The sequence below is a fragment of the Luteococcus peritonei genome (assembly GCF_039526385.1).
Taxonomy (GTDB): domain Bacteria; phylum Actinomycetota; class Actinomycetes; order Propionibacteriales; family Propionibacteriaceae; genus Luteococcus; species Luteococcus peritonei.
The window spans coordinates 37,263-57,808 of the sequence record NZ_BAAAIX010000007.1; the positions used below are offsets into that span (position 1 = coordinate 37,263).

The window sequence follows — 20,546 nt, forward strand, 5'->3', positions numbered from 1 at the left end:
GCGCTGCTCCGACCCGCTGACTGCGCTTCGGCTCTCGTCGTCTGGTCCCGTCCCGTTTGGCCGTACTTTGGCCCCGTTGTCTGCGCGGGGGCTCTCGTTGCCCAGGGCTCGACCCGTTTGGCCATGTTCCGACCCTGCTCTCGGCGCTTTGGCCCCGGTGCCTGCGCGTGGGCCCTGGTACCTGCGCTTGGGCCCTCGTCGCCTGGGCCCGTCCCGTTTGGCCGTGCTCCGACCCCGCTCTCGGCGCTTTGGCCCTGGTCGCCCGGCCCGTCCCGTTTGGCGGTGCTTTTGCCCCGCTCTCGGCGCTTTGGCCCCGCGCTCGGCGCTTCGACCCCGCTCTCGGCGCTTCGACCCCGCGCTCGGCGCTTCGACCCCGCGCTCGGCGCTTCGACCCCTCAATTGCGGGGTCAGAGCGTGGGTTGCGGGGGCGGAGTGTGCGTCTGGGGGTCGGAGCTGGCGCGGGCGGAGTGCATCCGTGCCCAAGGGCGCGCCGCTGGAGGGTGGTCTCCACAGGCACGACGCCCCGCGGGACTTGTCCAATGCCCGTGGCCCCTGCGGGGACTTGTCCACAGCCCGTGACCACCCGGGAGAGTTGTCCACAGCCGGTGACGTCTCGCTGGACGTCGGCCCCCACGCGGGGTTCTCTGGCTGCATGAATCCTTCCGCCCCCGATCCCAGCCCCGTCCAGCTCGCCGCGCTCCATTCGCTGTGCCGGCGCAGCGAACTGGAAGCGGTTGGTTTCGACCACCGGGAGATCGCCCGAATGCTGCGCGACGGGCGCCTGCATCGCACTCGTCGTGGCGTCTACGCCTGGGGCGACAGCCGGGGCGACATCGAGCAGCACCTCATCCAGGCGCGCGCCGTGCTGCTCGCACAGCCGCGGGCGGTCCTCAGTCACGGCTCCGCTGCGGCGCTGCACCGGATCCCGGTGCGGCGCGCCGCCCTGGACTGGGTCCATGTCACCCGACCGGATCGCGGGGGAGGACGTCGACGCAACCAGGTGGTCACCCACTGCAGCCAGCTGGACCCGTCAGAATGCATGGTCGTCGACGCCCTGGCCGTCACCACGGTGCCGCGGAGCCTGGTCGACCTTGGGTGCACGGAGCCCGAAGGCTGGACGCTCGCCGCCATGGACGACGCGCTGCGTCGTGGCCTGTGCAGCGCCGAACACCTGCAGCGCAGCGTGACGTCCGCCGCCGGCCGCCCCGGCGTGCGGGGTGCCCAGCGAGCTGCCGCGCTGGCGGATCCGCGCTCGGAGTCGGTGGGGGAGTCCCTGAGTCGTCACCTGCTGGTCCGGGCCGGGCTCGCACCCGCGCAGCTGCAGCAGGAGTTCCCGCACGAGGCAGGCGTGGACCGGGTGGACTTCTGGTGGGAGGAGGGGGTCGTCGGTGAGTTCGACGGTCGGCTCAAGTACCGCGCCTCGGCCCGCCCCGGCGTCAGCCCCGAAGAGGTGCTGTGGCAGGAGAAACTGCGCGAGGACCGGCTGCGTCGCCTAGGCCTGGTGGTCGTGCGCTGGACCTGGGACGAGCTTCTGCACCAGCCGGAGGTGGTGGTTGCCAGGGTGCGACAGGCGCTGGCCGAGGCTCGTACCCGTCGTCCTTCAGTCGCGTGGTGAACCACCCTCCATGGTGCGGGCCACCTTCAGCCCGCAGCCACGGCGCGACGTGGCGCCGCGCCATGCTTCCGAGCTCACCGAGCGGCTCGCCGCCCAGGGCATCACCGCCACGAGCCGCTGGATGCAGTTCGGCCCCGGCTCTGTGCGCTTCGACCCCCCGGGATGCAGTTCGACCCCCGCTCTATGCGCTTCGACCCCACGGGATGCAGTTCGACCCCCGCTCTATGCGCTTCGACCCCATTGTTGAGGGGTCGAGCTGCCAGGAACGGGGTCGAGGTGTAAGGAACAGGGTCGAAGCGTCAGGAACGGGGTCGGTCGTCGTGAAAGGGGGTCGGGCGCGAGAAGCGGGGACGAGGCTCGTGCGCGTCGTACGTCAGCCAGTCGGTGACCCGCCGACGGTGCACTCCGACGCCGCTGGGCGCACTCCGAGCCCGCTGGGTGCAGCTCGACCCTGCACCGTGCGCTCCGACCCCGCTCGCTGCGCTCCGACCCGGTTGTTGAGGGGTCGAGGCGGCGGGAGCGGGGTCGAGGCGGCGGAAGCGGGGTCGAGGCGTCGAGAAGCGGGTCGGGGCGCAAGCCACCGGAGCGGCCTGCGCGGGGGCTCGCGCCGGTGGACCAGCACGTCGACGAGCTCGACGGCATCACCAGGACCGGCGCGTCGCCTCCTCAGACCTGCTGGAAGGCTCCGATGTGGGTGCTCCCGGCCGCCTGGCCGATCTTCTGGGCGATGTCGGCCTCCAACGGGCTGCCGTGGGTCATCGCGGAGGCCGCCTGCTGGGCCTGCTGCACCGAGGCGCCCGCTGGGTAGGTCCGATTGACCCAGCCCCGGCCGACGGCACCGGACCAGGCGGACAGGTCGTTGTACATGTCCACCCGACCGTCGTTACGGCCCCAGCCGATCAGCGTGGGGGAGTTCGCATCCTTGGCCTCGAAGGCGTTGCCGGTGGCGGTGGCCACCATGCTGCCGGCCGTCAGCGCCTTGTCCTTGTCCAGCACGTAGAACTGGAAGTTGGAGAAGTTGGCGTCGGTGCCGAACAGGTTGTTGCGCACCGCGATGTCACGACTCACCCAGGTGTTGCTGGCGTCCGGGACGGGATTGCGTGGGTCGTGGCCGTTGTGCGCCGGATTGGACTGGCGGCGGAAGTCCTGGTCCACCGAGATGTCGGCGATCCGGGAGTTCCAGATGGTGTTGTTGCTGACCCGCAGGTGCTCGGAGTCGAACAGGTAGAGCCCGCGCACCTGGCCGGAGACCACGTTGTCGGCGACGACGGCGCTGCTGGTCAGCTCCAGCTGGATGCCGGCGAAGCCGTCCTGGGCGGCATTGGTGATCCGGTTGCGGGTGACGGTCACGCCGATCACCGACTCGTCGGTCCACAGCCCGTTGGTGTTGTAGTTGTCCTCCAGCAGGTTGTTGTCGAAGGTGACATTCCTGCTGGCGGTCACCTTGACGCCCGCGGTGGCCGGCAGCGGGGTGAAGCGCTGGGTGTTGTTGTTCCGGATCACGCTGTTGGTGACCTTGCCCCCGTCGAAGTTGGCGCCGCCGATGCCCATCAGGCCGGAGCGCTCGATGGTCACCCGGTTCACGGTGCCGGCCCCGTTGCGGCCGTCGGAGGTCATCGAGATGCCGGTGCTGGCCACGTCGTGGATCACCACGTTCTCCACCAGGTTGCGCTGGCGGGCCATGAAGATCACGCCCATCCGCGGGATGGCATTGGCATAGCGGCGGATCCCGAAGCCGCGCAGCGTCACGTCGGGCGAGCCGACGGTGAAGACCCGGTCCAGGTCGCTGCCGCGCACCTCACGGCCACTGGGGTCGGTGCCCATGATGATGCGCTGGTTGGCGTAGTCGACGGCGAACTGCCCGGCGCCGACGCTGCCCGGAGCCACCTGCTGCAGCTGCTGGCCGTCCACGAAGAGCTGGTCCGGCCAGGCCGCCAGCGGGTACTTCGGGTCCAGGAAGGAGTCGTCGCGCCCGCCCACGGTGTAGCTGGTGGAGTGGTCGAAGCGCGCCGTCCAGGGAGCGCTCCAGGTGTCACCGGAGCGGGTCCACTGCGTGATCCGGGTGGAGCCGTCGAACCAGACCGCCTCGCCCGGGTGGGCCTGGACGGTGAGCGGCTTGAAGATGCCCACCTCGCCCTGGTGGTAGCTGCCGCCACGCACCACCACGGTGCCGCCGCTGGGGGCCAGTTCCACGGCCCGGGCCAGGCTGCGCACCGGGGCGGCCTGGCTGCCGGGGTTGGCGTCGTTGCCGTTGGTCGCCATGAAGACCGCACCGCTGGGAACCGGATAGCTGGCCTGGCCCACCGGCAGCGAGCCTCGCGCGGCGACGGCGGCCTGGGGTGCCGGCTGGCCCTGGTCAGGAGCCGGCTCCTGCGGGGTCGTGGGGGCGGGTGCCTCCGGCGGGCTGGTGGGGGCGGGCGCCTGGGGTGACGTGGTCAGCGCGGTGAAGTGTGTGACGGTCACCGGCGTGGTGGTGCTGCCGGCCACCAGGGCGAGGCCCACCTGGCCGGCGTCGGTCAGCCGCGCGGTCGAGCTGTCGGCGGCGCTGAACTGGGGCGCCGGCTCGGCGCTCCCGTCGGCCCACACGGTGCCGCGCAGGGTCACCGTCTCGGTGCCGCTGACCTGCAGGCGAAGCTTGATCCGGCGTCCTTGCGCCACCAGGCCGTCGATCCGCACCCCGGTGCCCAGCACGGAGTCGCCGGTCGGCGAGACCCGGTTGGCGTGCAGGACCACGCTGCCGTCAGCCGACAGGTTGGCCCACAGTCGGTAGCCGGTTCCGGTGGCGGCATCGATGCGGGCATTCAGCCCCGCCATGGTGTGGCCGCCGGCGCCCAGCTCGGGCAGCACCAGGGTCTCCAGCACCGAGACGTCGCGCGCCCGGCCCTGGGACAGGCGGGCGTCGAGCACCTGGCCGGGACGGCCGGCGAAGCGGGCGACGCTGCCGCCCACCTGCACGGTGGAGGCCCCGGTGGGGATGGTCCAGGTGCCTCCGGCGGGGGCGGAGCCCAGGCCCTGGGCCACGGTGCGGTCGAACCCGTCCTCGGCCAGCACGGCCTCGGAGGCGGCCCGGGCCGGGGCGGTCGGCGAGCAGAGCAGGGGCACGGCCAGGGCCAGACAGGCCGTCAGGGCGCGCAGGCGAGGGGGGCGGGCAGCCGTCATGGGTGTGTCGCTTTCGCTGGGGGTGAGATGAAGCTGAGTGTTTGGTCAATTTCTCTCAGCAAAAGGAACGATAGCCCCACCCGACCAGCTGGTTGAAACCCATGGAGCCCTTGTCTGGCCTCAGTTCTTTTCGTGTGAGGCAAGGAAAGGCGGTCACTAGGTCAATTCTCAGCGAAGTAGTTCGACCATAAACTTTATAGCTATTGTTGGGTGACTGGCCACCAGCACCGCTGGTTGGCCCCTTGGGCTGGTAGGGGATCGGTCCGCAGATCGGGAAATGAGTAGTTTTTTGCGCAAGGCATACGTGGTGTCGACGTTCGACATGGTGAACATCGCTGACCTGGACCTGCTCGCGCAGGTGAGGGAGCGCAGCGACGAGATGGTGGTGGCGGTCCTGGGGGATGCGGAGGCCACCCGGCTCCACGGCAGGCCGCCGGTGGTGCCCGAGTCCGAACGCCTCGGACTGGTGGGCGCGCTGCGCAACCTCGGCCAGGTGGTGCTGTGCCACAGCATCGACGACATCCCCAGCGGGGGTGAGGTCACCGTCTACACCGACGAGGAACTGCTGGTCGACCGCGCCGATGTGCTGCTGACCCCGGCCCGCCGCAGCGCCAGCGCCGAGCTGCGCAATGCGCTGGACCACGGCCACGTCGTCACCCAGGAGGTCTCGGCATGAGCGCCCCCACCGCACCGAAGGGCTTCCGCGACTCGCTGGCCCGGCTCAAGAACGCCCAGAAGTCCAATGCCGGCGCGCCGCTCTACTCCGTGCTGGTGAACCGCCCCCTGGGCCGGGTCTTCGCGGCCATGGGCCACCAGGTGGGCCTCACGCCCAACGGCATCACCGCCATCAGCGCCGTCTTCACCTTCACCGGCATCATCCTGGTGGCCACCATGGCCCCCGGCTGGCTGATGGCCGTCCTGGTGGGCCTGTGCCTGGTGATCGGCTACGCCCTGGACGCGGCTGACGGCCAGCTGGCCCGGCTGCGCGGCGGGGGGAGCCTGCTCGGTGAGTGGCTGGACCACGTCATCGACTCCTTCAAGATCGCCACCCTGCACCTGGCCGTGCTGGTGATGGCCTACCGCCACTTCGACTCCGAGCGCTGGATGCTGGTGCCGCTGGGTTTCGCCGCGGTCTACGTGATCCACTTCTTCGGCATGCTGCTGACCGATCTGCTGACCCGGGTGCACCACGCCAAGCTGGGCCAGCCGGCCCCGAAGAAGGGCATCCCCTCCACCCTGATGTCGGTGGCCAAGCTGCCCACCGACTACGGCTTCCTGGCGCTGATCTTCTTCACCCTGGGGGCCCCGGTGGTCTTCCGCTGGCTCTACACCGTCATGTTCGTCTGCACCGCTGCCTACACCCTGATGGTCCTGTTCCGCTGGGCCCGCAGCATCGCGGCCCTCGACGCGGCGGACCGCGCGGCCGCGTCCGGTGCCGGCCGATGAGCACCGACGAGTCGGCAGCAGGGCCCACCACCTCCGATCGCACGGCCCCCGTCGAGCTGCCGCGTGAGCTGGTGGACCCGGCCAAGGGTGTCATCGGCTACGTGCCGGGAGCCTGGGACATGTTCCACATCGGCCACCTGAACATCCTGCGTCGCGCCCGCCCGCACTGCGACCACCTGATCGTGGGCGTGGTCAGCGACGAGGGCCTGCTGCGCACCAAGGGCAAGCTGCCCATCGTCAACCTGGCCGAGCGGATCGAGATCGTGCAGTCGATCGGCATCGTCGACCAGGTGGTGATCGACGAGGGCTCCAAGCTCGACGTCTGGCAGCGCCACCCCTTCGACGTCCTGTTCAAGGGCGACGACTGGCTGGGAACCCCCAAGGGCGACAAGCTCGAGGCCGACATGGCCACCGTGGGCGTGCGGGTGCACTACTTCCCCTACACCGCCCACACCTCCAGCACCGCACTGCGTGCGATCATCGCCGATCGCTGATCTCCCACATGAACGAAGGAAACCAACCCATGCGCATCGCGCTCATCGGAACCCGTGGGGTCCCGGCACGCTACGGCGGCTTCGAGACCGCCATCGAGGAGATCGGCTCCCGGCTGGCCGACAAGGGCCACCAGGTGGTGGTCTTCTGCCGCACGCCCGAGGACGTCGAGCACCTGGAGAGCTACAAGGGCATGGACCTGGTGCACCTGCCCGCGCTGAAGAAGCGCTCGCTGGAGACCCTTTCCCACACCGCGCTGAGCGTGCTGGACCGCCACCTGCGCGGGGTCGACTGCGCCGTGGTCTTCAATGCCGCCAATGCCCCGCTGCTGCCGGTGGTGCGGGCCCGCCGGATCCCGGTGGCCACCCACGTCGACGGCCTGGAATGGCGACGCGGCAAGTGGAGCGGCACCGGCCAGCAGTACTACCGGATGGCCGAGAGCCTGTCGGTGCGCTGGTCCGATGCGCTGATCGCCGACGCCCAGGGCATCGCGGACTACTACACCGAGGAATTCCACGCTCCCACCCGGCTGATCGCCTACGGCGCCCCGATCCTGCACGGGCTGGGCACCGACAAGCTGGAGCCGCTGGGCCTGCAGTCCAACCGCTTCCACCTGGTGGTGGCCCGCTTCGAGCCGGAGAACCACGTCCTGGAGATCGTCAAGGGCTATGTGGCCTCCAAGGCCACCCACCCGCTGGTGGTGGTGGGCTCGGCGCCCTATTCCGACGAGTACACCGCCCAGATCCGCGAGGCCGCCGACGAGCGCGTCCAGCTGCTGGGCGGCCTGTGGGACCAGGACCAGCTGGACCAGCTCTACGGCCACTCGCTGACCTACCTGCACGGCCACTCCGTGGGTGGCACCAATCCCTCGCTGCTGCGGGCCGGTGGCGCCGGCGCCTTCGTGGTGGCCTGGGACGTCGACTTCAACAAGGAGGTCGTGCAGCACACCGGTGAGTACTTCTCCACCCCGGCCGGCCTGGCCCGGATCCTGGAGCAGGTGGAGACCGAGCCGGAGCGCACCCGCCAGCGCGGTCTCGAGCTGCAGGCCTCGATGGACCGCTACGACTGGGACGCGGTGGCCGACGACTACGAGACGCTGTACACCGACCTGGCCGCTCGCCGCTACCCGCGTCGCCGGCCCAACGGCAAGCGCCACCCCAGCCGCTGGAGCATCTGATGGGACGCCTGGGGGTCGTGCTGGTCAACTACGGCTCGCACGCGCTGCTGGCCGACAACCTCGACCCTCGCCTGGCCGAGGCCGGGATCCAGGTGGTGGTGACCGACAACTTCACCAGTGAGCAGGAGCTCGCCGCGCTGCGGGCGCTGGCCGAGCAGCGGGGCTGGGAGGTGGTGGCACTGGCCACCAACCAGGGCTTCGGCCACGGCGTCAATGCCGGTGTCGCCCGGGCCCGCGAGCTGGGCTGCGAGGCCTTCGTCGCGCTCAACCCCGACGCCCGGGTCTCCATCGAGGTGCTGCAGGCGCTGCACGCCGCCGTCGAGGCCGACCACCGCGCCCTGGTGGCACCCCGGATGGACCGTTCCGACGGCCGCAAGTACTTCCACGGCTCGATGGTGGACTACCGCAGCGGCCGCACCAAGGGCTTCTGGGGCCCCGACCAGGACAGCTGGCGGCCCTGGCTGACCGGCGCCTGCCTGGCGCTGCACGACGAGGCCTTCACCGAGCTGGGCGGCTTCGCCGGCGACTACTTCCTCTACTGGGAGGACGTCGACCTGACCCGTCGTGCGGCCGAGGCCGGGATGCGCCTGGTGCTGCGCGAGGACCTGGTGGCCACCCACGACGAGGGCGGCACCCAGGCACGCACCAACGACCGTGCGCTGAGCAGCACCTACTACTACTGGAACAGCCGCAACCGGCTGCGCTTCGCCGCCGACCACCTGGGCCGGGCCGACCTGGCCCGCTGGATCGTGCGCACCCCGGCCGAGAGCCGCCAGATCCTGCTGCGGGGCGGGCGTCGCCAGCTGCTCACCAGCCCCCGGCCGCTGCTCGCCACCGTGCGGGGCAGCCTGGCCGGGCTCGGCCTGGCGCTCCCCGGCCTGGTGCGTGGACCGCGGCGCCCGGCGGGGGAGCGGCCGCCCTCGGCGGTGCTGCTGGCCCACCCCAGCCCGGACCTCTACGGCTCGGACCGCGTGATGCTGGAGTCGGTGAGCGCCTTCACCGAGGCGGGCACCCGCGTCGTCGTGGCGCTGCCCGCCGACGGCCCGCTGGTGCCCGAGCTGGAGCGCCGCGGCGCCCGGGTGGAGCTGGTGGAGATGCCGGTGCTGCGCAAGAGCGCGCTCTCGCCCACCGGGCTGATGGCGCTGGCCGCCACCGCCGCGCGCAGCCTGCCGCCCCAGCTGCGGCTGGTGCGCGCCAGCGGTGCCGAGGCCGTACTGGTCAACACCGTCACGATCCCGATGTGGTCCCTGGTGGCCCGGCTGGCCCGCCGTCCCGTCGCAGTGCACGTGCACGAGGCGGAGGCCCAGGCCTCCCGCGCCGTGAACGCCGTTCTCTACGGCTCGCTGCTGCTGGCCACCCGGGTGGTGGCCAACTCGCGCCACACCGCCGACGTGGTGGCCGCCAGCTACCCGCTGCTGGCCCGTCGCACCACCGTGGTGCACAACGGCGTCGTCGGGCCCGCCGGGGTGCAGCTGGCCGAGCTGGGTGCCGGTCGCGCGCGGCTGCTCTTCGTCGGACGGCTCTCGCCCCGCAAGGGACCCGACGTGGCGGTGCGGGCCCTGGCCGACCTGGTGCGGGGTGGCGTCGACGCGGAGCTGGCCCTGCTGGGCGCGGTCTTCCCGGGCTACGAGTGGTTCGAGACCGAGCTGCGCGAGCTGGTGGACAGCCTCGGGCTGGGCGACCGGGTGCACTTCCTGGGTTTTGCCGACGAGGTCTGGCCCGCCCTGGCCGAGTGCCACGTGGCGCTGGTGCCCTCGGTGCTGGAGGAGTCCTTCGGCAACACCGCGGTGGAGGCGCTGCTGGCGGCCCGGCCGCTGGTGGTCAGCGACCACTCCGGGCTGGCCGAGGCCACCGAGGGCTTCCAGGCGGTACGACGGGTGCCGGCCGGTGACCCGACTGCCCTGGCCGGCGCGGTGCGTGAGCTGCTGGCCGACCACCCGGCCGCTGCGCTCGCGGCGCTGGCCGATCGGGAGGGGGCCGCCCGCTTCTCCCCGCAGCGCTACCGCGAGGGCCTGCGGCGAGCCGTCGGCTCCCTGCTGCGCTGAAGCTGAAGACGAGCTGAAGCCGGCCGGTCGGGGCGACTTGCCAGCCCGCGAGTATTCCGGTTGATCCTGGCGCTTCTGCTTGTCAGCAGGGACATTGCGGTGACATCGGGTGGGCTGGCTGTGGCCGGGCTGAGGACGAGTGAAAACCTGTGAACGTCCCAATGTTCCAGTCATAGAGTCTTCCTATTCCGCGGCCGTGGGCCGCTGGCGCGCCGCCATGCAGGGGTCGGGGGACCCCGGCGGCGACGAGAACTCGGGGAAAGTTGGACCAGATGTCACCGACCACCATTCGCCGCCGGCTGCGTGGCGCCGCCGGGCTGGCCGTCACGGGGGCCATGGCCCTGGGAGCACTGCTGGCGGCAGTGCCCGCCCAGGCGGTTCCCTCCGACTACGAGGTGATCGAGCGTCGCAGCACCGGAGTCACCTCCGACGCCCTGCCCACCACGCAGATCGACGGCGTCGCCTGGGACCAGAAGATCGCCGGCGGCCGGGTCTTCGTGGGCGGCGAGTTCGCCACGGCCCGCCCGGCCGGCGCGGCGCCCGGGACCAGCCTGAGTCCACGCGCGAACCTGCTGGCCTATGACATCAGCACCGGCGTGCTCGACGAGGCCTTCCGGGCCGACACCGACGCCGCGGTCAACGTGCTGGCGCTCTCGCCGGACAGCACCCGGCTCTACGTCGGTGGCGCCTTCACCAGCCTCGCCGGCCAGAAGCGCTACCGGATCGCCGCCATCAACACCGCCGACGGCAGCCTGGTGGCGGACTTCGCGCCCAGACTGGACGCCTCGGTGAACGCGATCGTGGTCACCGACCAGGCGGTCTACGTGGGCGGCGTCTTCAGCACCGCGAACGGCGTCGGCCGCACCCGGCTGGCCGCCTTCAGCCCCACCGACGGAGCGCTGCTCGGCTGGGCCCCCACCGCCAACCGCAATGTCAAGGCCATGACCATCACCCCCGACGGCAGCCGCGTCGTGGTGGGCGGGCAGTTCTCCACCGTCAACGGTGCCGCCTCGCCCGGCACCGCCTCGATCGACGCGGTGACCGGCACGCTGTACCCCTTCGCCCTCAACCAGGTGGTGCGCAACGGCACCGCCAACACCGGTGTCTACAGCCTCACCCAGGACGGCACGAACATCATCGGCACCGCCTTCAACTACGGCGAGGGCCTCTACGAGGGCGTCTTCATGGTGGAGCCGGTCTCCGGCGCCATCCGCTGGCTGGCCGACTGCCACGGCGACTCCTACGACGCCACCGCCATGGGCGGCCAGGTCTACTCGGTGAGCCACCACCACAACTGCTCCAATGTGGGCTCCTTCCCGCAGTTCACGCCCGACGTCTACAAGCGCGCCGACGCCTGGACCTACGAGGCCACCGGCACGGTGCGCACCAACAGCCAGTCCGGTTACTCCAACTTCGCCGGCCAGGGCGCCCCGAGCCAGGTGGACTGGTACCCGGACCTGGCCGCGGGCAGCTACACCGGCCAGAGCCAGGCGGCCTGGACCAGCGAGAACGACGGCACCTACCTGGTGCTGGGCGGCGAGTTCCCCAAGGTGAACGGCGCGGGGCAGCAGGGGCTGGTGCGCTTCGCCGTGCCCGGCACCGCACCCAGCAAGGACGGCCCCGTGGTGGGCGGCTCCAGCCTGGTGCCCACCATCAACGCCAAGGGCACCACCGCGGCGCTGACCTGGAAGTCCAGCTGGGACCGCGACAACATGGCGCTCAGCTACCAGATCTACCGCGACGACCGGCTGGCCACCCCGCTGGCCACCGTGAAGGGCGACTCGCTGTGGTGGGACCGCCCCACCATGGGCTATGTCGACACCACCATGGTGCCGGGCAAGACCTACACCTACTGGATCTGGGCGGTGGACGGCGACGGCAACCGGGTGCGCGGCAACAATGTCACCGTCACCGCCGGCGAGCCGGTGCCCGCCGACCTCTACTACGGCGTGGCGATGGCCGCCTCCCCGAGCCACTACTGGCGCCTGTCGGAGACCAGCGGCTCCTTCAGCGACACCGCCGGCGCCACACCGCTGACCGCCTACAGCGGCATCACCCGTGGCCAGCCCGGGATCCTGGCGGGTGACGCGGCCGCCCTGTTCGGCGGCGGCACCTCCGGCTATGCGGCGGCCACCATCGCCGAGGCCGCACCGGCCAGCTACACCTCGGAGGTCTGGATCCGCACCACCAGCACCAGCGGCGGCATGATCCTGGACTTCGGCAACCGCAGCTCGGGCACCAGCACCCTGTGGGACCGCACGCTGTCCATGACCAGCGACGGCCGGCTGGCCATGGACGTCCTGTCCGGGGGCGTGCGTCGCGCCGTGGTCTCCACCACCAGCCACAACGACGGCGGCTGGCACCACGTCGCCACCAGCCTGTCCGGCTCCGGCATGAAGCTCTACGTCGACGGCTCGCTGGTGGCGAGCGATGCCGGCGTCACCAGCGCACGGGCCTTCACCGGCTACTGGCGGCTGGGGGGTGACAGCGTCACCGGGATGGCCTCCGCCCCCGCCAGCAGGTTCTTCAAGGGCAGCATCGACGAGGTGGCGGTCCACCCCACGGAGCTGTCCGCCGAGACCATCCGCGAGCACGCCCGCACCGGCGGCGCGCCGGTGGCCAACACCGCCCCCGTGGCCGCCTTCACCAGCAGCTGCACCGGCGACAGCTGCAGCTTCGACGCCACCGGCTCGAGCGATGCAGAGGGCGAGGTGACGTCCTGGGAGTGGACCTTCGGCGACGGCACCACGGCCAGCACGGCGACCGTGCGCCACACCTGGCTGAACTCCGGCAGCTACCCGGTCAACCTCACCGTCACCGACGACATGGGGGCGCGTACCACCATCTCGCGCACCGTGGACATGGTGGTGGCCAACAAGGCCCCGGTGGCCGCCTTCACCACCACCACCGAGGGCCTGGCGGTGGCCGTCGACGGCAGCGCCTCCACCGACGACGGCACCGTCGAGGCCTGGGCCTGGGACTTCGGTGACGGTGCCACGGCCACCGGCGCCACCGCCCGGCACGACTACGCCGCCCCGGGGACGTACACCATCCGGCTCACCGTGGCCGACGATGCCGGCCTGCGTACCACCACCAGCCGCCAGGTGATCGTGCTCGCCGCCGGTGGCGTGGTGGCCGCCGACTCCTTCTCGCAGGCGGAGACCCGGTGGGGGACCGCGGACGTGGGCGGTGCCTGGACCTACCCGGCCGGCGGCAGCCTGTTCCGCACCGACGGCAGTGCCGGTCTGGTGACGCTGAACGCCGGGGCCGGCGCCACCGCCGCCCTGGCCGGGGTGAGCGCCACCGACCTGACCGCCACCGCCGACGTCACCATCGACAAGGTGACCACCGGCGGCGGGGTGAACCTGATGCTGGCCGGGCGCCGCACCGGCAGCAGCGAGTACCGCGCCAAGCTGCGCCTGCTGTCCGACGGCACCGCGCGGATCGCCGCCGTGCGGGTGGTGAACGGCACCGAGACCGTGCTCAAGGAGGCCGTGGTGGCCGGCGGCTACCAGGCGGGCCGGCCGCTGCACCTCAGCCTCGAGCTGACCGGGGCCGGCACCACCACGGTGCTGGCCAGGGCGTGGAGCGGCGAGACCATGCCCGCCACCGGGGCCAGCGCCACCGACGCCAGCCCGGAGCTGCAGTCGGCCGGCTCGGTGGGCGTGGTGGGCTATGCCTCCGGCAGCGCCACCACGGCGCCGTTCACCCTGGCCATCGACAACCTGACGGTGGTCAAGAAGGCGTGACCGGTGACTTGACGTGGCGCCCTAGGATCAGTTCACAGCCGGTCCTGGGGCGCCGCGTCCTCACAGCACCCCTCGTCGCACCGCCTGCTCACCGGCACCCCACCCCCCGAGACCGTCTCTGCACCCCCGAGCCAGAGACCCACCAGACCCCCTGGAAGCAACTGTGAACCTCCCCCGCAAGAGCCGTCTCCTCGTCCCCGTCACCCTGGCCGCCCTGGCCGTGACGGGGATCTCCCCGCTGGTCGCCGCTGCGGCCGAGAATGCCTGGAATGTCACCGAGCGCACCCCCTCGATGGTGACCGCCGACGCCCTGCCCACCACCCAGATCGACGGCATCGCCTGGGACCAGGTGATCGTCGGCAACACCGTCTACGTGGGTGGCGAGTTCGCCAACGCCCGCCCGGCCGGTGCCGCGCCCGGCACCAACCTGGTACCGCGTTCCAACCTGCTCGCCTATGACATCACCACCGGCGTGCTCAAGCCCGGCTTCGCCCCCGTCGTGAACGGCAAGGTCAAGACCCTGACCGCCTCGCCCGACGGCCGCAAGCTCTACATCGGCGGCTCCTTCACCACCGTCAACGGCCAGCCCCGCAACCGGATCGCGGCCATCAATCTGGCCGACGGCAGCCTGGACAAGGCCTTCGCCCCCTCGGCCAACAACTCGGTCGACGCCATCCACGTGGGCACCGAGACGGTCTGGTTCGGCGGCACCTTCTCCACTGTCGACGGCCAGCCCCGCGGCCGGCTGGCGGCCGCCACCACCGGCGGGCAGCTCACCGGCTGGGCGCCCACCGCAGACCTGTACGTGAGCGGCATGACACTCACCCCGGACGGCTCGAAGCTGGCCGTGGGCGGCACCTTCAACACCATCAATGGCACCGACAGCCCCGGCCTGGCCTTCCTCGACCCTGCCACCGGCGTGCTCCACCCCTTCGCCGCCAACCAGGTGGTGCAGAACCACGGCACCAGCTCGGGCATCTACTCGCTCAAGAGCGACGGCAAGAACCTGCTGGCCACCGGCTGGTGGTTCGGGGGCGTGGGCAACTTCGAGGGCGTGCTGTCCGCCAGCCCCACCGACGGCTCGATCCGCTGGATGGCCGACTGCCACGGCGACTCCTACGACGCCACCACCATGTCCGACGTCACCTATTCGGTCAGCCACCACCACTTCTGCAGCAACATCGGCAGCTTCCCCGAGCAGACCCCGCAGTACTTCGAGCGCGCGCAGGCCTTCACCGACAAGGCCACCACCACCGTGCGCCACGACACCGCGAACTACCACGACTTCTACGGCCAGCCCGCCCCCACCCAGATGGCCTGGAACCCGGAGCTGGCCGCCGGCAACGTCTCCGGCGCCTGGCAGGCCGCCTGGACCGCGGAGAGCAATGACACCTACCTGGTGCTGGGCGGCGAGTTCCCCAAGGTGAACCGGGTGGGCCAGCAGGGCCTGGTGCGCTTCGCCGTGCCCGGCACCGCCCCGTCGAAGACCGGACCCTCCTTCACCTGGGACTGGACCCCCACCACCACCGTGGTGGGCACCAGCGTGAAGCTGGGCTGGCCCTCCAATGTCGACCCGGACAACATGCGGCTCACCTACCGTGTCTACCGCGACGACCGGCCCGCCACCCCGCTGGCCACGCTGAGCGGCGACTCGCGCTGGTGGACCCGCCCGGCGATGGGACACCTGGACACCGGCCTGCAACCGGGGCGCACCTACACCTACTGGGTCACCGCCACCGATCCCGACGGCAACGTGGCCTCCAGCGTCCGGGTGAAGGCCACGGCCGGCACCACGGCCACCCCCACCACCCCCTACTCGGAGGCGGTCAGCACTGACGGCGCCTCCCACTACTGGCGGCTGCTGGAGCCGGCCGGTTCGCCCACCAGCATCGACTGGCGCTCCCAGGCGGACATGGCGTTGGCCCCGGGGGTGCAGCTGGGCCGCGACGGGGCGGTGGCCGGTGACGGCGCGGCCCGCTTCGACGGCACGGCCAATGGCCACGGCGCCTCCGGCAATCCCGAGGCGGCCCCGGCGGTCTTCAGCACCGAGCTGTGGTTCCGCACCACCACCACGACCGGGGGCAAGCTGATCGGTTTCGGCGATCGCGCCACCGGCTACAGCGGCTCCTACGACCGCCATGTCTACATGGACACCGCCGGCCGGCTGCACTTCGGGGTCTACCCGGGCAGCGCGAAGGTGGTCAGCTCCTCGCGTCCCTACAACGACGGTGAGTGGCACCACATGGTGGCCAGCCTCTCGTCGGCCGGCCAGCAGCTGTGGGTGGACGGCCGGCTGGTGGGCGGCGATGCCGGCTCCACCGCGGCCGAGATGGACTACCGCGGCCACTGGCGCGTGGGCGGCGACGCCGTCGCGGGCTGGCCCGGCAGCGAGGGCACCGGCAACGACTTCGCCGGGGACCTGGACGAGGTGGCGGTCTACCCGACCGCCCTGACCCGTGACCAGATCCGCAACCACTACACGCTGTCCGGACGCGAGCTGGGCCTGCCCGCAGCACCGGCCGACGACTACGGCAAGGCCGTCGAGGCGGACAACCCGGTGCTGCACTGGCGGCTGGACGAGGACGGCGGCACGGTGGCCCATGACGCCACCGACAACCTCTTCGACGGGGTGATCGCCGGCCGGCCCGCCTACGACGTGCCCAGCACCGTCACCGGGGCGCAGGGCACCGCCATGGGCTTCGACGGGCAGGGCGCCCAGATCGGCTCCGAAGTCTCCTTCACGGCGCCCAAGGTCTTCAGCACGGAGGCCTGGATCAACACCACCAGCACCACCGGCGGCAAGGTGATGGGCTTCGGCAACCAGCGCAACGACCTGTCCTGGGCCTACGACCGCCACGTCTGGCTGGACCAGACCGGACACGCCCACTTCGGCGTCCACAACGGCAGCGCGGTGAGCATCGACTCCGACGCCCCGCTCAACGACGGGCGCTGGCACCACCTGGTGGCCACCCTGGGCAGCCAGGGGATGTCCTTCTGGGTGGACGGGGTGCTGCAGGGCACCAACCCGAACACCGGCGCGGACGACTACATCGGCTACTGGCGCGTCGGCGGCGACCGCTCCTGGAGCGGCGACGAGTGGTTCGACGGCAGCATCGACGAGGCCGCCGTCTACGGCCAGGCGCTCAGCCAGGCCCAGGTCCGCGCCCACTACCGGGCCTCCGGCGCTGATGCGAACCAGGCGCCCAGGCCCAGCTTCACGGTCAGCTGCGAGGGCGAGAGGTGCACCTTCGACGCCAGCGCCAGCAGCGATCCCGACGGCCTGGTGAACTCGCTCACCTGGGACTTCGGCGACGGCACCAAGGCCACCGGCGCCAAGGTCACCCGCACCTATCCCAGGAGCGGGCGCTACGACGCGGTGCTCACCGCCACCGACGACCAGGAGCTCAGCGCCAGCACCACCCGCCAGGTGGACGTCGCGGTGCCCAACAAGGCCCCGGTGGCCGCGATCCAGGCCAGCTGCACCGAGCTGGCGTGCAGCTTCGACTCCGGCGACAGCACCGATCCCGACGGCACCATCGCCGCCGTGGCCTGGGACTTCGGCGACGGCACCAGCTCCACCGAGGCGGCCCCGCGGCACAGCTATGCCGCCCCGGGCAGCTACACGGTGGCGCTCACGGTCACCGACGACGCCGGCGCCACGCACCGCACCACGCGCACCGTGACGGTGGGCCACGGCAATGCGCTGCCGGTGGCGAGCTTCACCAGCGCCGTGGACGACCTCGCGGTGGCCGTCGACGGCTCCGCCTCCACCGATCCCGACGGCACCATCACCGGCTGGGCCTGGGACTTCGGCGACGGCAGCACCGCCACCGGCGCCACCGCCCGGCACACCTACACGAAGCCGGGCCGCTACACGGTCACGCTCACCGTCACCGACGATGCCGGCGCCAGCTCGCAGCGCACCGCCCAGGTGAACGTCACCGAGCCGGCCAACCAGCCGCCCACCGCCCGCTTCACCGTGGCCGTGGACGGCAGCACGGTGGCGCTGGACGCATCCGGGTCCACCGACCCCGACGGGAGCATCGCGTCGGTGGCCTGGGACTTCGGTGACGGCACCACCGGGGAGGGGGTGCGGCAGAGCCACGACTACCCGACCGCCGGCAGCTACACCGTGACCGTCACGGTGACCGACGACCAGGGCGAGAGCGCCAGCACCAAGCAGGCGATCACCATCGCGCCGCGCGCCAACCAGGCGCCTGCCGCCTCCTTCACCCAGACGGTGACGGACCTGACCGCGGCCTTCGACGCCTCCGCCTCCAGCGACCCGGACGGCACCATCACGGGCTACGCCTGGGACTTCGGCGACGGCACCACCGGCAGCGGATCCACCGCTCGGCACGCCTATGCCGCCCCGGGCAGCTACACCGTCACCCTGGTGGTCACCGACGACGCGGGTGCCACGCACCGCACCAGCCACACGGTCGAGGTCAGCGCCCCGGCACCGGTGGTGCAGCCGGTGGCCGCCGACGACTTCGCCACCAGCCGCACCCGCTGGGGCAGCGCCACCACCGGCGGCGCCTGGAGCTACCCGGTCTCGCCGTCCAGCTTCTCCACCGCCGACGGCCAGGGCCGGATCAGCGTGGGCGCCGGGGGCACCGCCAAGGCGCTGCTGCCCTCGGCCGTCGTGCTGGACAGCACCACCACCGCCGACCTGTCGGTGGACCGGATGACCACCGGGGGCGGGCTCTACGCCTCGCTGGTGGCCCGGGAGAAGGATTCGTCCAACTACATGATGGGGGTGCGGCTGACCTCCAGCGGCGCCATGAGCATCGTCATGTACCGCAGCGTCAACGGCCAGGCCGTGGTGCTCAAGGACACCCCGGTGGCCGGGGCCCTCTACAAGCCGGGCAGTGTGGTGCATGCCAGCTTCCAGGTCTCCGGGCAGCCGACCACCACGCTGCGTGGGATGATCTGGGTCGACGGCCAGCCCAGGCCGGCCGCGCCCCAGGTCACGCTCACCGACGCCACCGCAGCCCTGCAGCGGGCTGGAAGCCCCGGCGTGAACGCCTACCTGTCCGGCTCGGCCACCAACGGCCCCGTGCTGCTCACCCTCGACAACCTGCTCGTCACGAAGGACCTGCCATGACCCCTTCCATCCCCCTCCGTCGGGGCCTGGCCGCCGCCACCGCCGGTCTGCTGCTGCTCGGCGCCGCTGGTTGCGACGGCGAGCAGCCGGCTGCCACCAGCGCCAGCCCGGCGGCCGACACCGCCACGGGCACGGCCAGCGCGGCCCCGGCCTCCGTCGCCGCGAAGTCCCGGGCCGAGGCGAGGGCGAAGGCCGGGACGACCCCGGCGGCCGGCCATGCCGGCGAGCCGCAGCGCCCCGCTGCCCGGCCCAGCCCGGTGGTCTCCACGCCGGTGGAGCCGCCCCGCCGCGGCAACATCAAGCAGACCGTGGCCCCGTCGCCGGTGGCGAGCGCCGCGACGGTGGCCTTCGGCCAGGACAGCCATGTCTCCGACGACGTGGTGGTGCGGGTCAGCGCGACGAAGGCCGTCACCACCAGTGCCAAGGTGCCCGGGGACGTGGCCGGGCCCGGCGTCCTGGTCACCGTCACCGTCGAGAACCGGTCCGAGCAGCCGCTGGACGCCAGCAATGCCGTGGTCACCCTCACCGCCTCGGACCAGAGCCCCGCCGTGATGAACCTGGGCGAGCCAACCGAGATGTTCAGCGGCGTCGTGGCGCCCGGTGCCACCGCCAGCGCCGACTACGCCTTCCGCGTCGCCAGGAACAAGCGCCGCCCGGTCACCGTCCAGGTGACCGTCGACCCCGCCCTCAAGGTGGCCAGCTTCACCGGGGACGTGGCATGAGCGGGCAGCGCGTGGTGGTGGCGGTGCTCACCTACAAGCGCCCCCAGGACCTGGTCGAACTGCTGCCGGTGCTGGTGCGGCAGGCCGCCTCGGCCGGCCGGCTGGGCATGACCGGCCGCGTGCTGGTGGTGGACAACGACCCGGCCGGCAGCGCCCGGCAGGCCGTCGAGTCCTTCCGTGCGGAGCAGCCGGTGGCGGTGGACTATGCCAACGAGACCGTGCCCGGCATCGCCGCCGCCCGGGCCCGTGCCCTGGTCGAGGCCGCCGAGGACGGCTGGCTGGCCTTCATCGATGACGACGAGCGTCCCGGTGAGAACTGGCTGGTGGACCTGCTGCAGACCGCCCGCGACCACCAGGCCGTCGGGGTGGCCGGTCCGGTGCGCTCCGTGCTGCCCGAGGGGGCCGATCCGTGGATCGCCGAGGGAGGCTTCTTCGACCGTCGCCACCGCTGGGGCCTGCAGCGCGGTGCCGAGCTGGACGAGGCCGCCACCAACAACCTGCTGGTGGACATGGACTTCGTGCGTACCCACCAGCTCACCTTCCTCACCACCCTGGGGCTGACCGGCGGCGAGGACTCGATGTTCACCCGGGGCCTGGTCCGCAATGGCGGCCGGCTGGTCTGGTGCCCGGAGGCCGAGGTGAGCGAACCGGTGCCCGCGCAGCGAGCCACCCGTCGTTGGGTGCTGCAGCGGGCGCTCAGCTACGGCAACTCCGCGGCCCTGGTGCGTCGCACCGAGCACGACGCCCCGGCGGTACGGGTCCGGCTGGTGGCCGGCGGCCTGGCCCGCACCGGCGGCGGCCTGCTGCGCGCCGGGCTCGGGACCGTCCGTCGTGACACCTTCGGCCAGGCGCAGGGCCTGCGCACCGCCCTGCGGGGCGTCGGGATGGCCCTGGGCGGCGCGGGTCTGGCCTGGAGCGAGTACGCCCGCGACGGCCGTCACCTGGTGCGCGCCGAGGTGCACCCGGGCTGAGCGCCACCACCACCGTCACAGCCCTTTGCCAGTTGGAGACCGGCATACTGGGGCAACTGGTGC

At 71.9% G+C, this 20,546-nt stretch carries 11 protein-coding genes; 10 read left to right on the top strand and 1 reads right to left on the bottom strand.

Going from position 1 to position 20,546, the window contains the following annotated elements; genetic code table 11:
• The first annotated feature begins 652 nt into the window (after positions 1 to 652).
• Complete coding sequence (locus ABD073_RS02615; protein WP_343872203.1) at positions 653 to 1,615, top strand: type IV toxin-antitoxin system AbiEi family antitoxin domain-containing protein; 963 nt, start codon at positions 653 to 655, stop codon at positions 1,613 to 1,615.
• 666 nt (positions 1,616 to 2,281) lie between these two features.
• Here the strand turns inward: ABD073_RS02615 and ABD073_RS02620 are convergent.
• Positions 2,282 to 4,774, bottom strand: a complete 2,493-nt coding sequence (locus ABD073_RS02620) for a right-handed parallel beta-helix repeat-containing protein (protein ID WP_343872205.1) — start codon at positions 4,772 to 4,774, stop codon at positions 2,282 to 2,284.
• Between the two features lie 307 nt (positions 4,775 to 5,081).
• Between ABD073_RS02620 and ABD073_RS02625 the strand changes: the two genes are divergently transcribed.
• The 9 genes from ABD073_RS02625 (at position 5,082) to ABD073_RS02665 (ending at position 20,483) form a co-directional block, all read left to right on the top strand.
• Positions 5,082 to 5,450: a nucleotidyl transferase family protein gene (locus ABD073_RS02625; RefSeq protein WP_343872206.1), complete on the top strand. Its 369-nt coding sequence runs from the start codon at positions 5,082 to 5,084 to the stop codon at positions 5,448 to 5,450.
• A complete protein-coding gene (locus ABD073_RS02630; RefSeq protein ID WP_343872207.1) occupies positions 5,447 to 6,220 on the top strand; it encodes a CDP-alcohol phosphatidyltransferase family protein in 774 nt (257 codons plus the stop codon). Before ABD073_RS02625 ends, ABD073_RS02630 begins: the two co-directional genes overlap by 4 nt.
• Entirely contained in the window at positions 6,217 to 6,714 is a 498-nt protein-coding gene (locus tag ABD073_RS02635) for an FAD synthase family protein (protein WP_343872208.1), read from the top strand. The genes ABD073_RS02630 and ABD073_RS02635 overlap by 4 nt, the downstream gene beginning before the upstream one ends.
• A 29-nt stretch (positions 6,715 to 6,743) precedes the next feature.
• Positions 6,744 to 7,889 carry a DUF1972 domain-containing protein gene (locus tag ABD073_RS02640; RefSeq protein WP_343872209.1) on the top strand — a complete coding sequence of 382 codons (1,146 nt, stop codon included), beginning with the start codon at positions 6,744 to 6,746 and terminating at the stop codon, positions 7,887 to 7,889.
• Positions 7,889 to 9,934, top strand: coding sequence for a glycosyltransferase (locus ABD073_RS02645; RefSeq protein WP_343872210.1), 2,046 nt, complete (start codon positions 7,889 to 7,891; stop codon positions 9,932 to 9,934). Before ABD073_RS02640 ends, ABD073_RS02645 begins: the two co-directional genes overlap by 1 nt.
• A gap of 272 nt (positions 9,935 to 10,206) precedes the next feature.
• Complete coding sequence (locus ABD073_RS02650) at positions 10,207 to 13,683, top strand: PKD domain-containing protein (RefSeq protein ID WP_343872212.1); 3,477 nt, start codon at positions 10,207 to 10,209, stop codon at positions 13,681 to 13,683.
• A 163-nt stretch (positions 13,684 to 13,846) separates the two neighbouring features.
• Positions 13,847 to 18,790 (top strand): PKD domain-containing protein, encoded by a 4,944-nt coding sequence (locus ABD073_RS02655; RefSeq protein WP_343872214.1) that lies wholly within the window; start codon positions 13,847 to 13,849, stop codon positions 18,788 to 18,790.
• The gene (locus ABD073_RS02660; RefSeq protein WP_343872215.1) at positions 18,787 to 19,512 is read left to right on the top strand and encodes a hypothetical protein; all 726 of its coding nucleotides are present in this window, start codon (positions 18,787 to 18,789) and stop codon (positions 19,510 to 19,512) included. Before ABD073_RS02655 ends, ABD073_RS02660 begins: the two co-directional genes overlap by 4 nt.
• Positions 19,509 to 20,483 (top strand): glycosyltransferase family 2 protein, encoded by a 975-nt coding sequence (locus tag ABD073_RS02665; RefSeq protein WP_343872216.1) that lies wholly within the window; start codon positions 19,509 to 19,511, stop codon positions 20,481 to 20,483. Before ABD073_RS02660 ends, ABD073_RS02665 begins: the two co-directional genes overlap by 4 nt.
• Positions 20,484 to 20,546: the final 63 nt, after the last annotated feature.